Raw genomic sequence first — 12,017 nt, 5'->3', positions numbered from 1 at the left:
ATAACTTCTTTACATCCGTACAATAATTGCACCGCCACCGCTTCCCTGGACGTATTTGGTATCTTCTTGATTACACATCGATTGCAATAGTTGATTGTTCAGTTCTATCAATTGATTAAGCCGATATAGTTGATTCTCAAGATTGATCATCATTTGCCTCATGTCCTGTATGTCTGATAATGACCTAGGATTGGTACTAGCTGGATTTGATGAAGTATAACCTTGGCTGGCTGTATCCTGGAAAGGAAGTGTATGCGCTGGTAAAATACCTGATCCATACATATCACTTTGAGCTTTTGTTCCCATTTCCTGCACGTCAGTACTATCATGCCCTTGGTGTCCACCTTGTTTGTCAATAGGTCCCGGGCTTTGACTATAAGGGTACCAACTAAGCTGATATGGATTGTGAGAAGACATCTGTTAACCTCCTTTCATCGTATATCCAGTTTATGCGCCTTTTACTTTTCATGGGTACAATCATCCCAAAAATGATTGATTTGCCCTATTACAAGGCTTCAGTTTATGAACACTTATAGCATATAGAAAGCTAGAAATATATTTAAATTTTTATGTGTTAAGAAATTGACGGTTTTCTGGACACTATTCTATAAATTTATTTTAAAACTGATATTTCTTGCTTAATCAACAAAAATATACTATTATGACTACAGGTCAAAAATGACCATCAGTCAGAAAAGGTGGTTTTTGTTAATGTCGCAAAGAATGGACAAAATATTTTATGAAAGAAATAAAACAATCCTAAATCATGCAGAAACATTATTTAGATTAAAAGGTTTCGATAAAGTAACTATGAATGACATAGCGAAAGAATCAGATGTCGCAAAAGGCACTTTATATTTGCATTTTAAATCTAAAGAGGAACTACTTTTTAACATTTTGAAACCTAAATTGGAAGAATTTAATCATAAGGTAGAACTAATAGACAAAAACGAAAATCTTACAAGAGATAAAATAAAAAAAATAATAATTTATGGGTTTGACAGTGACTTTTTTGACTTTACTAAGGATCAATTTCTTTATATGCATAAGTTATTTAATGTGCAATATCACCATGAATTAAATTCAATTATCGATAAGGTCATAAATAATTTTTCGCTAATCATACAAGAAGGTAAGGAAAAAAACGAAATAAACTCTTCTCTACCTAATAACTATTTATCACATCAATTGATGCACATTTTTGACCCTCAAATTTACTTTAGTTTAGTTGAAAATGAAAAAAACACAAAAGAAAGTTTTGTTCGCAATACGATTACTTTTTATTTAAATGTATTAAGTATAGCTAATTAAAGGAGATAATATAATGGATCTACAATTAAAGAATAAAAGTGCACTTATTACTGGATCAACTAAAGGGATAGGAAAGGCAATAGCTTTCGAACTTGCAAAAGAGGGTGTGGATGTTTTAGTTAACGGTAGAAACAATGAAGAAGTAGAAATTGTTGTTAATGACATAAAGAAAAAATATCCAGAAACTAATCCTCAAAATGCTTTTGGTAATCTATTGAACAAAGATGAAAGAGAAAATATATACAATAATCATCCTAATGTAGATATTCTTGTGAATAATTTAGGAATATACGAAATGATGACTTATGAAAAAGTTAATGATGAAGTTTGGAAGAAATATTTTGACACGAATTTTCTTATTGCTGATAACATGTCAAGGTTTTATATAGATAAAATGCTGAATAAAAATTTTGGCAGAATTATTTTTGTTGCTAGTGAAGAAGCTGTCATGCCTTCAGGAAATATGCCACAGTATGCTGTAACTAAATCAATGATTTTATCTTTATCCAAATCATTATCATTTTTAACCAAGGGCAAAGAAGTGACAATTAATACCATAATGCCTGGACCAACATTGTCGGAGAATGTCGAAAATATACTCAAAGACATATATAGTAATTCTAGTAAGTCTTTCGAACAAATTGAAAAGGACTTTGTATTGTCTAATTTACCTGATTCACATATTGAAAGGTTTATTCGTCCTTTCGAGATAGGAAGAATGGTTGCATTTGTAAGCAGCCCACATTCAGGTGCTATGAAAGGTACAGCAGTTCGAATGGACGGTGGTTTGATACCAACTATTTATTAAAAAGCTAATATTACCATTAATTTAAAACATCTTATTTAATTCAATCCTTTATTCCATTAAAAATGACGCTTTTCCGTATTCCGGAAAAGCGTCTGATTATGCTGCCTATGAAAACAGCCTTTTATTTATTAATCTTTACCCTTCCCAAAGCCTTTTCCTCTAAAGGAATTCTAACTTTCATCAACATCAAATGAAAGAGGGGAAACATTAAAGCAGTGTAATAGGCGCCGAAAAGAAGCGGTATGACTATTAGCTCTAATCCAACGATAACATAATTAGGATGTTTAATATATTTGTACGGCCCCCGTTTCACTAATGCGACATTCGGCAAAACGATAATTTTTGTATTCCAAAATCTTCCTAATGATTGAATACACCATACCCTTGCTAATTGTATAAGCAAAAAGAGCGCAAATAAAAAGTTGTTTAACACATACCCATCCGTACCTCGTATTGCAACTTCAGCGAGAATAGATATAAAAAATAAACTATGTATAACGATAAACCATTTATAATGTTCTTTACCCTTTTCAATCCCTCCGTTTGCCTTCATCCATTGTTCATTTCTTTTCGCTATTATTAGCTCCACTAATCTTTGGACAATAATAAAAATAAAGAGAAGCCATAAGAACAAACTGTGCATCATTCATCCCACTCCAATAATAGTAATTCTGAGCTGAAACCAGGTCCTAATGCAGATAGGATACTTCTATTATTATTGCCCACTTTCTCCTTCATCCATTCTTCTAAAACATACAAAACAGTAGAAGAAGACATATTTCCATGCTCCGATAACACTTTATAAGAATGTTTTAGTTTATTATTAGTGGTTTGTAAGACATGTTCCATAGCTTCGAGTACCTTTTTACCACCTGGATGAGCAATATAGGAGAAAATATCACTTTCAAATAAATGCTGATCTTGTAAAAAGGATTCGATATGTTCTTTCCAAAAGGATTGTACAAGCGATGGAATGCTTTTGGAAAAGATGACTTCTAAGCCACTATTTGTTACATCCCATCCCATCACATCGATACTTTTCGGTTTCAATGAAGAACTGGTTGAAACAATCTTTGGGGATGCTACTTTTCTATAGGTTAAATAGCGAGATTTTTCCCCAACAACCAAAGCCGAACTTATTCCATCGCCAAATATGGCAGTTCCAACAATGTTACTCTTTTTCACATCCCCCTTTTGGAAAGTTAGACTACATAATTCACAACATACTACTAGGGCTGTTTTATCAGGGTTGGCAGAAATCCAATCATAAGCAGTGGACAACCCCATCGCCCCTCCTGCACAACCTAATCCCCATAGAGGTAAACGTCTAACATCTTTACGAAAGGCACGCTCATTAATAATATGAACGTCCATCGAAGGAGCTGATATTCCTGAACTAGAAACAAATATAATCATATCGATTGCCTCATATGGAATAGCATCAGTAAGAAAATCGTGGTTTTGTAAGCATTGATCAATTGCTTGAACCGAATATTCTTTTGCTAGTTTTTGAAATAAATGATTCTTTTCTTCAAAACTATGCTCTTTTGTAAACCATGATTTTTCAACTACAAACTGTCGATCATGAACATAAGCATTATCAAAAACCGGTAGCAATCTTTCCACTTGTCTACTTGTATAACTAAATATATCTTTTACTAATCGTTTGATTTCTTCTTGATTCATATTATATCGTGGTGTGGCGGTACCTATGGAACAAATATAAGGCATGGATTCTATCACCCTTTTATCTTATTTTCCCATTTTTATGTTCTCCCAAAATAAGGGTTATCATTCATAGGGGTAGTGGTGCTCAGAATTAATATAAAAAAAGACATCATGGTAAGATGTCTAATTTCAACCATTTATTAGCGTATTAAAAGGTTTGTCATATTCTTGTAATCGCGAGGTACAAAACAATAAGTACTTGCATCGCTTCCATTCTACCGCATCCAAAGGAAAGTAAGTAATGTGATGATAGAAATTAAAGTTGTACTAAAATTCTAACTCCGTAATAAAATAAACATGATAAATTAAATGATTGGTAACGTGGTTGTAACCACCAAGTGATAACCTTGAGTGTGGCTTAGAAACATTAAAGGGAGTTACGAAATGAACATAAAAGCTATTTTTTGCAAATTATTATTTAAGAAACATAAATATAACTACTTTACTGATAAATGTGTGAGATGTGGAAAGTCAAGGAGTGCCTAAACGATGAGTGAAATTTCAGCGGTAAATTACAATTGGGGCTAATATCGGGGCTGAATAAGCATTTTCAGCCCCCATACCTTAATATGGAAAAAATTAAGAACGCTCCCCAAAATACTGATAATAATTCGTTTGAATAAATCCATTAAATAATTTGCGCTTCTTGGTTGCATTTTTACCATAGGCTTTCTCAAATTCTTCATAAGCCGTCAATATATAAACACTCCAAGATGGATGTTGTTCCATAACCTTACCAAGACCACGATATATTTCTTCTACGGATTCTTTATCACTTAGTCTTTGTCCATAAGGAGGGTTCCCCACAATATATCCATTATTAGCCTTTATCGATAAGTCATTTACCTGCATTTGCTTCCAAGTAACTAAATCACCCAATCCAGCCTCAATTGCATTATTTTCAGCAATGTTTATCATTTTATGGTCTATGTCGGAACCTGTAATGAATAGTTTTTGATCATAGTTGGCCTGATCTTCTGCTTCTTCAAATGCTTTTTCCCAGTGTTTTTTCTTTATTAATGGCCATTCCTCAGAAACAAAATCTCGATTAAATCCTGGAGCGATATTTTGTCCTATTAATGCTGCTTCAATAGGAATCGTACCTGAACCACAAAACGGATCAATAAATGGATCATCGGGTTTCCAGTTGGTTAATAAAATGAGTGCTGCAGCCATTGTTTCTTTTAGTGGTGCTTCCCCTTGACCAACGCGATATCCCCTTTTATGAAGGCCAGTTCCAGAAGTATCAATGGTTAAGGTTGCAATATCTTTAAGAATGGATACTTCAATTTTATACATTGCACCTGTTTCCGGCATTTTATAGACAACACCATGCTTTAATTTCAATTTTTCAGCTATCGACTTTTTTACTATCTTCTGACAGTCAGGTACACTATGTAATTCGGATTTGACAGACTTACCTGAAACAGGGAATTGTCCATCTTCTGGAATGTATTCCTCCCAAGGTAAATGCTTGGTACCTTCAAATAATTCATCAAAGGAAGTAGCTTGAAACTCTCCTACTAAGATTTTAACCCTATCAGCAGTTCTAAGCCATAAGTTACATCTCGGTATCGCTGAGATAGGCGCATCAAAAATTACTTTACCATTGTCTACTTCCACCTCATAACCTAGATTTCGCACTTCGTTTGCCACAACGGATTCTAAACCCATTGCCGCAGTTGCTATTAATGTTACAGTTCGCATCATATAATTCCTTTCAAATAAAAAATTTATTACTATAGTTTACCACACTTAAAGGCAAAAAAACCTTTTCTATAGCATTCGCTATAAAAAAGGTTTAGGAAAACGTACTTAAGACCAATTAAATACTCGATAAGCCATGTTCTGTCCCTTTGTACTGCAAACGGTGGTCTAACCTCGTACTCCGGGCGTAATCATCTATCTACAAGTAAAATACTTGTCCCTCGTTCGGTTGAATTCCCTAGTAAAGGATGCCCCTACCATTATTTGGGTTGCTCACTCGTGGGGTTTACCTCGTTCCACCTGAAATGTTTCCATTCCAGCTACGTCACTGTGGCACTTTCAAGGATTAGATTCCATATCTAAAATGACTTAGGAATACATCCTGCCGTTAGCCCTAAAAGCTACCTTGACTTATGAATTCGTCAAGCACGAACACTACAGACATCTCAGTCTGTGTGAGCATGGACTTTCCTCTGCATGATTAATCATACAGCGATTACGTGAGTATCTAATTAAATTATGTTTATATCATAACATGCATAGACGAACTATTCAATGGTAGATTGTGGTATGATGGTTTAGTTTTCTGCTGAATCAACAAACTTTTTCCCAAAAACAGCTTTTTCTAAATTAGATAATCGTTTCAAAATATCATAATTTACTTGTGTAGGTTGCTGTGGTGCTCTTACCCTTGTAGGTTGTTCATGATCATTATTTTTCTTCAGTTTATCTAACTCTTGCTGTAATCTGTTTATCTCCTGTTGAAGTAAATCATAATCTTGAATAATGATATCAAGAAATTCATCTACCTCTTCTTGATTGTATCCTCGCATTCCAGTTTTAAAATCCTTTTCAAGAATATCTTTACCACTCAAACGAACACCTTTAACACTCATCCGTATCACCTCATAATTCTTCACTAATTACATATATCTCTTTTATTACTATTCGTGTCTATGTAAATACATTATATCATACTTCATTTCTTATTTTCTCCAAATCCTGCTGAAAAAGTGAAATAATTCTATTTTATGTGTAAAACAGGAAACTGAATGTAAGGTTCAGCTTCCTGTTTATATTAACTAAATAAATCATGTTGTCCAAACGAAAATGGTAATAATTCCTCCATTTTAACCTCTTTTGTTTCTTGTTTTAGGTTGGTTAGATATATTTTCATATCTTTGTTAAAAAATTCACTCATTACTTGTCGACAGGCACCACATGGTGGAACAGGTCTATCGGTATCCGCAGCAACCGCCATTTCAATAAATTCACTTTCACCATCTGACAACGCTTTAAATATGGTTACTCTTTCTGCACAACACCCTACAGAATAAGCGGCATTTTCAATATTACACCCAGTATAAATTTTACCAGATTTTGTTTTTAAAGCAGCACCTACGGGAAATTTTGAATAAGGAACATATGCATTTTTTCGTATGTTAATTGCTTCTTGAATTAAATTTGATGTAGACATTAGCAACACTCACCTTTATTTAAGTTCATGTATGATTTGTTCAAATATATATCGAATCGATTTGTGATACTCCATATACCTTCTTTTTCGTATATCTTTGTAATAACTATGCATGATAAGTAGATCCATATTTTCCTTTGTAGAATTAACTTGTCCGGGGTGTATGTTCACCTCTCGGTTTTTAACCGACTTTAAAGCTTGTTCCTCCCACTCTTCTAACAATTCATAAATTGGAGTTACTTCTTCCTTTACCTGGAGGAAGAAAGCTTTATCTCGAATATTATCCGGAGGTTTCCCTTCTTCAAAAAATTCCTTAAGATGCATCAAATGATTCAAAAGTAACTCTGTATTTTTAAATAAATCCATAAACTTCCGCCTTTAATTAGTATTCCTTTTTTTACTTTAACATATTTTCCTTAAAGCGGATATTATATAAACTTCTTAATAGAATTTTCTAGTTTGGAAATTTCATACTGTTGATTTTCGTAACGATAGGAAATTTCATTTTCCGTTTTCATGTTTAATTTTTCATCCATTATACGGATCTGATCTGAAATCTGTTGTAAGGAGGATTCAAATTGATTAATACTAATACCATTCGCGTATTGGTCTAATTTTCGTGCTGCAACTGACATACCATCACCCCATTCCCATTTAGCTTAGTAACAACATATTCTGTAAATGCGTTTAAACTCCTTCCCCTTCGACAAAACTAGAAAAAAACGTACAAAAGAAGTGGAAATCCTAAATCTTTTTTATGAAATTAGACACAATATAAATGAAGGAGGGGTTTAAAAATGAGTAAAAGCAAACAAATATTAAATCAGGAAAAACAACAACGTAAATCTAAATCAGAAATTAAAGGTGATAAGAAATTAAATGGTCCAAACCGACCTTCAACTTAAGAACAAAAGCGGAAGCGCCCGTTTAGCGACGTACGGACTGGACTGAGCCGTAGGAGATAAAGGAAACACGACGAACGGAGTGAGTCGATGTTGACTTATCGCACGGAGGTGAAGGAAGTCTCGCTAGTCGCTGGGCGCTGGAGCTGGACGTGGCCTTCTCTATGACAAGATTTATAGGCTAAATTTTTATACTTTCTAATCTTGCTAAATGAAAACCAATGGTCCTCTTCTTTGAATGACCATTGGTTTTGTGTTGCTATACTAACCATTAATATAAAAGTACAAAATAAGGATATATTTTGTTATCGTAGGACCTTTATAGTGGCTATTTAACCCCTATAATTAAATAAAGAATTTCGTAATATATTTTTCGAAGGTATCAACAAGAAAGATTATAGTGTTTAAAGTCTGTGCATTTTTCGCCAATGATATATAATAAAGGTAAAACATTTCCTTTAGAGTTGTAGTTTATAGTTATCATTTGTCTATTTTTTTGGTATGATACTGTAGATTAGGAGGATATGAATGAATTATCCAAATGGTAAAAAAAAGAACATGACTAGTAAAAAAAGTAGATCAAAACCGAATCACAGTTTCAGTAATAGAGGTATGTCACTAGAGGACGATATTAATGTAACGAATCAGTACTATTTGGAGACCAATCGAGCAGTTATTCATAAAAAACCTACACCGGTACAGATTGTTAAAGTGAATTATCCTAATCGAAGTGCAGCTGTCATTACTGAAGCGTACTTTAAGCAAGCTTCTACTACAGATTATAATGGCTTATATCGTGGAAAATATGTAGACTTTGAAGCAAAAGAAACAAAAAATAAAACCTATTTTCCACTGGCAAATATTCATGACCATCAAATAAAACACATGAATTCTATTCTTAATCATGGTGGTATCTGTTTTACTATTATTCGATTTTCTACTTTTGATGAAACATATCTGCTTCAAGGAACAAAACTTTTGGAATACTGGAAAGACAAAATGAATGGTGGCAAGAAATCGATTCCCTATTTACATTTTAAAGAAAATGCTTTTGAGATACCTTTTAAATACCAAGAACGTGTGGACTATTTAGCAATTATAGATCAATTATATTTTTAGCAGAAAGGAAACAGTTCTTCCTGCATAAGTGCAACTAAGGCATTCGCTAAAACTTAAAAGCGAATGTCAAATTTTCTATAATTTTTCGCATTATATAATTGTTATTTTAAAGAGTGGAGGTTAGAGCTATGGCAGAAAAGGGCCAAACTCGTTCAGCTAGAAGAAAACAAAAAAAATCAACCAAAAAACCTATATGGAAAAAAATATTATTAGGAATCGTTATTTTTATATTGGTAATAGGAATCGGAACAGGTGCAGTTGGGGCTTACTGGATTGCTACCGCTCCTGATATTGATGAGACAATGTTAAAGGATCCATATGCTTCCGTCCTATTAGATAAAGACGGAGAACAATTTGCAGAATTAGGTGCAAATCGTAAAAAAGTGGAATATGAAGACCTTCCACAAATTTTAATCGATGCGGTTACTGCTACAGAAGATGCTAGATTTTTTGAGCACCATGGTATTGACCTTAGAAGAATTGGCGGAGCTATATTAGGCAACGTTGTAAATGGATTTGGTTCACAAGGAGCAAGTACCATTACACAGCAAGTTGTAGAGAAATCATTTTTATCACCTGAGAAAAAGATTAAACTTAAAGTACAGGAACAATGGTTAGCATTAAAGCTTGAGAGAAAGTACTCTAAAGAGGAAATTTTGGAAATGTATTTAAATAAAATCTTTTACGGCGCCAATGCTTACGGGGTCGCACAAGCTGCCGAAAATTACTTCGGTAAAAAAGATTTACATGATTTAACTTTACCGGAAGCTGCTATTTTAGCAGGCTTACCACAGCGTCCAACTGCTTATAATCCATTTCAAAATCCTGAATTAACGAAGGAAAGAATGAATACTGTATTAAAGCTAATGGTTCGTCATAATAAGATTACAGAAGCTGAAGCAAACGAAGCTAGACAAGTAGATGTAGCATCACTTCTAACCGATAAAGAGCCAGATACATTTAAATATGCAGCGTTTGTTCAACAAGTAGAAGCTGAAATAAAAGAAAAACTAAATGGTGCAGATATAAACACAGACGGTTTAGTAATCCATACTACCCTAGACACTGGAGCACAAGAATATGTAGAATTTTTACTTGAAGATAGCGATGAAAATCCAATAAATTATCCACTCGAACAAATGCCAAATATGCAAGGAGCTATGGTTGTATTAGATACCAAAACCGGTGGAATACAAGCAATCGGCGGTAGATTAAACCCTAAGCAATACGGTGAATTAAATTACGCAACCCAAGGTGGAAGTCAAATTGGATCAACAGCGAAACCTATTATGGCTTATGGTCCAGCAATTGAATATAACAAGATTTCTACTTACCATCAAATTAATGACGACAAACCATATGAACCAAACGGATCTAATCCGATTAGAAACTGGAATCGTAGTTATGCTGGCTGGATAAGTGCAAGATATGCATTGGAACAATCATTAAACGTCCCTACTGCAAAACTATTTGATGAAGTTGGGGCAGGTAATGCACAAAAGTTTGCTGAAAGTCTAGGAATTAAATTTGCTGACAATCAAATTAATGTCCGTGATGCAATTGGTGGTACATCTACAAATGTTACTCCACTTCAATTAGCAGGAGCCTATCGTGCTTTCGGTAATGAAGGAGTTTACAATGAGCCATATGCAGTAAGTAAAGTAGAATTTCCAGATGGTGAAACAGTTGATTTAGCACCTAAACCTAAAGCGGTAATGGCCGATTATACAGCTTACATGGTAACAGATATGTTAAAAGGCGTATTAACAAATGGTACAGGTAAACAGGCTAATATTCCGGGACTTCCTGTCGCAGGTAAAACAGGGACAACAAACTTAGAAGGTGGTGGCTCACCTGATTCATGGTTTGCTGGATACACTCCATACTATACAATTGCTGCCTGGACGGGTGGATATGTATTAGATGATGAAAACAAACCTAAGCGTGCTGCGCTTCCTGATACTAAAATATCGCAACAACTTTTCAAACATGCAATGACTAAAATCTCAGAAGGACTTGATACACCAGACTTTAAGAAACCAGATTCTGTGGTGGAGGCAAAAGTAGAAAAAGGATCTAACCCTGCTAGAAAGCCAAGTGCAAATACACCATCATCAAGAATTGTTACCGAACTGTTTGTTAAAGGCACTGAACCAACTAGTGTATCGAAGACATATGATAAATTGAAGCCTGTTTCAAACTTAAATGCTAAATACAATGAAGAAGCAAAATCTATCGACGTATCTTGGGATTATAAACATGATGATGATGTAAACTTCACTGTTAGTGTTAGTGAAAATGGGAAAGAAATGAAAGAATTGTCAACTACAGAAGATACCTCGTTAGTCATTAACAAGGTAGAACCAGGTGATTATCAAATACAAGTTGTTGCAGTTAATAAATCGGACGGAAGTACAAGTGATCCTGTAACAGCAAAAGTTACAATTGACACTGGTGAAGAAGATGATGAAGGAAATATGAAACCAGTTGAAAATCTTTCAGCCGATTATATAGAAGATAGTGGCATCATTAGAGCTTCATGGGATTATAATGGTCCACCAGCACTATTTGAAGTATCTGTTAATGGCCAAGTACATTCCAATAATGTAGAAGCAAATGGAATTGATATTGGTAATTCTACACCTGGGGAAACGTATAATATCCAAGTAACCCCTATTGGTCAAAATGGAGAAAATAGCGGAGTTCGAGGTGAATCTAGATCAATTTCATTTAAAGTTCCGGGACAAGCTGAAGGACAGCCGGAACAACCCGAACAGCCAGAGGAACCTGAGCAACCTGAAGAGGAACCACCGGTAGAAGAAGAACAACCACAACAGGAAAATCCTGAGGAATCTGAAGTGGATGAAAACGAACCAGAAGAAAACGAAAACGAAGAGGAACCTGTTGAAGCTGATCAAAATCAAAATGAAGATGAGGAACAAGAAAATAACGAAGCATAAAACAA

The 12,017-nt window shown here is 34.4% G+C and carries 13 protein-coding genes and 1 other RNA gene; 5 read left to right on the top strand and 9 right to left on the bottom strand.

Annotated elements, in window-relative coordinates; translation table 11 throughout:
• Nucleotides 1-9 precede the first annotated feature (9 nt).
• Nucleotides 10-417 carry a hypothetical protein gene (locus ACFQ18_RS08155; protein ID WP_204798125.1) on the bottom strand — a complete coding sequence of 136 codons (408 nt, stop codon included), beginning with the start codon at nt 415-417 and terminating at the stop codon, nt 10-12.
• Nucleotides 418-711: 294 nt separating this feature from the next.
• Here ACFQ18_RS08155 and ACFQ18_RS08150 point away from each other — a divergent pair, with 294 nt between their 5' ends.
• On the top strand, nt 712-1,311 hold the full coding sequence (locus ACFQ18_RS08150; RefSeq protein WP_047185051.1) for a TetR/AcrR family transcriptional regulator: 600 nt from the start codon (nt 712-714) through the stop codon (nt 1,309-1,311).
• Between the two features lie 13 nt (nt 1,312-1,324).
• Complete coding sequence (locus ACFQ18_RS08145) at nt 1,325-2,119, top strand: SDR family NAD(P)-dependent oxidoreductase (RefSeq protein WP_204798112.1); 795 nt, start codon at nt 1,325-1,327, stop codon at nt 2,117-2,119.
• 121 nt (nt 2,120-2,240) lie between these two features.
• On the opposite strand, the gene ACFQ18_RS08140 is transcribed toward ACFQ18_RS08145, so the two are convergent.
• The 8 genes from ACFQ18_RS08140 to ACFQ18_RS08105 all read right to left on the bottom strand — a co-directional run bounded on the left by ACFQ18_RS08140 (nt 2,241) and on the right by ACFQ18_RS08105 (nt 7,666).
• Nucleotides 2,241-2,765: an isoprenylcysteine carboxyl methyltransferase family protein gene (locus tag ACFQ18_RS08140; protein ID WP_338113654.1), complete on the bottom strand. Its 525-nt coding sequence runs from the start codon at nt 2,763-2,765 to the stop codon at nt 2,241-2,243.
• On the bottom strand, nt 2,762-3,850 hold the full coding sequence (locus tag ACFQ18_RS08135) for a type III polyketide synthase (RefSeq protein ID WP_047185049.1): 1,089 nt from the start codon (nt 3,848-3,850) through the stop codon (nt 2,762-2,764). Before ACFQ18_RS08135 ends, ACFQ18_RS08140 begins: the two co-directional genes overlap by 4 nt.
• A gap of 576 nt (nt 3,851-4,426) precedes the next feature.
• Nucleotides 4,427-5,557, bottom strand: coding sequence for a THUMP domain-containing protein (locus ACFQ18_RS08130; protein WP_204798111.1), 1,131 nt, complete (start codon nt 5,555-5,557; stop codon nt 4,427-4,429).
• Nucleotides 5,558-5,679: 122 nt separating this feature from the next.
• An RNA gene (gene rnpB / locus ACFQ18_RS08125) (RNase P RNA component class B) lies at nt 5,680-6,062 on the bottom strand.
• A gap of 70 nt (nt 6,063-6,132) precedes the next feature.
• Complete coding sequence (gene gpsB, locus ACFQ18_RS08120) at nt 6,133-6,450, bottom strand: cell division regulator GpsB (RefSeq protein WP_204798110.1); 318 nt, start codon at nt 6,448-6,450, stop codon at nt 6,133-6,135.
• Nucleotides 6,451-6,632: 182 nt separating this feature from the next.
• On the bottom strand, nt 6,633-7,031 hold the full coding sequence (locus tag ACFQ18_RS08115; protein WP_047185046.1) for a cytidine deaminase: 399 nt from the start codon (nt 7,029-7,031) through the stop codon (nt 6,633-6,635).
• A 15-nt stretch (nt 7,032-7,046) separates the two neighbouring features.
• Nucleotides 7,047-7,397 (bottom strand): DUF1798 family protein, encoded by a 351-nt coding sequence (locus ACFQ18_RS08110; protein WP_047185045.1) that lies wholly within the window; start codon nt 7,395-7,397, stop codon nt 7,047-7,049.
• A 62-nt stretch (nt 7,398-7,459) separates the two neighbouring features.
• Nucleotides 7,460-7,666 carry a hypothetical protein gene (locus tag ACFQ18_RS08105; protein ID WP_204798109.1) on the bottom strand — a complete coding sequence of 69 codons (207 nt, stop codon included), beginning with the start codon at nt 7,664-7,666 and terminating at the stop codon, nt 7,460-7,462.
• A 162-nt stretch (nt 7,667-7,828) separates the two neighbouring features.
• Between ACFQ18_RS08105 and ACFQ18_RS08100 the strand changes: the two genes are divergently transcribed.
• The 3 genes from ACFQ18_RS08100 to ACFQ18_RS08090 all read left to right on the top strand — a co-directional run bounded on the left by ACFQ18_RS08100 (nt 7,829) and on the right by ACFQ18_RS08090 (nt 12,012).
• A complete protein-coding gene (locus ACFQ18_RS08100) occupies nt 7,829-7,936 on the top strand; it encodes a spore protein (RefSeq protein WP_191963090.1) in 108 nt (35 codons plus the stop codon).
• Between the two features lie 525 nt (nt 7,937-8,461).
• Nucleotides 8,462-9,052: a Holliday junction resolvase RecU gene (gene recU, locus ACFQ18_RS08095; protein WP_204798108.1), complete on the top strand. Its 591-nt coding sequence runs from the start codon at nt 8,462-8,464 to the stop codon at nt 9,050-9,052.
• A gap of 128 nt (nt 9,053-9,180) precedes the next feature.
• Nucleotides 9,181-12,012, top strand: coding sequence for a PBP1A family penicillin-binding protein (locus tag ACFQ18_RS08090; RefSeq protein WP_204798107.1), 2,832 nt, complete (start codon nt 9,181-9,183; stop codon nt 12,010-12,012).
• The last annotated feature ends 5 nt before the right edge of the window (nt 12,013-12,017 follow it).

It is taken from the genome of Oceanobacillus caeni (genome assembly GCF_042678465.1).
Taxonomy (GTDB): Bacteria; Bacillota; Bacilli; order Bacillales; family Amphibacillaceae; genus Oceanobacillus; species Oceanobacillus caeni.
Note: the sequence above shows the minus strand (reverse complement) of the source record. Positions and strands in the feature narration are given on the sequence as shown.

Bases quoted from the DNA above. Each gene is read 5' to 3' on its own strand.
- ACFQ18_RS08155 (WP_204798125.1), bottom strand. From the start codon at position 417: ATGTCTTCTCACAATCCATATCAGCTTAGTTGGTACCCTTATAGTCAA.
- ACFQ18_RS08150 (WP_047185051.1), top strand. From the start codon at position 712: ATGTCGCAAAGAATGGACAAAATATTTTATGAAAGAAATAAAACAATC.
- ACFQ18_RS08145 (WP_204798112.1), top strand. From the start codon at position 1,325: ATGGATCTACAATTAAAGAATAAAAGTGCACTTATTACTGGATCAACT.
- ACFQ18_RS08140 (WP_338113654.1), bottom strand. From the start codon at position 2,765: ATGATGCACAGTTTGTTCTTATGGCTTCTCTTTATTTTTATTATTGTC.
- ACFQ18_RS08135 (WP_047185049.1), bottom strand. From the start codon at position 3,850: ATGCCTTATATTTGTTCCATAGGTACCGCCACACCACGATATAATATG.
- ACFQ18_RS08130 (WP_204798111.1), bottom strand. From the start codon at position 5,557: ATGATGCGAACTGTAACATTAATAGCAACTGCGGCAATGGGTTTAGAA.
- gpsB (WP_204798110.1), bottom strand. From the start codon at position 6,450: ATGAGTGTTAAAGGTGTTCGTTTGAGTGGTAAAGATATTCTTGAAAAG.
- ACFQ18_RS08115 (WP_047185046.1), bottom strand. From the start codon at position 7,031: ATGTCTACATCAAATTTAATTCAAGAAGCAATTAACATACGAAAAAAT.
- ACFQ18_RS08110 (WP_047185045.1), bottom strand. From the start codon at position 7,397: ATGGATTTATTTAAAAATACAGAGTTACTTTTGAATCATTTGATGCAT.
- ACFQ18_RS08105 (WP_204798109.1), bottom strand. From the start codon at position 7,666: ATGTCAGTTGCAGCACGAAAATTAGACCAATACGCGAATGGTATTAGT.
- ACFQ18_RS08100 (WP_191963090.1), top strand. From the start codon at position 7,829: ATGAGTAAAAGCAAACAAATATTAAATCAGGAAAAACAACAACGTAAA.
- recU (WP_204798108.1), top strand. From the start codon at position 8,462: ATGAATTATCCAAATGGTAAAAAAAAGAACATGACTAGTAAAAAAAGT.
- ACFQ18_RS08090 (WP_204798107.1), top strand. From the start codon at position 9,181: ATGGCAGAAAAGGGCCAAACTCGTTCAGCTAGAAGAAAACAAAAAAAA.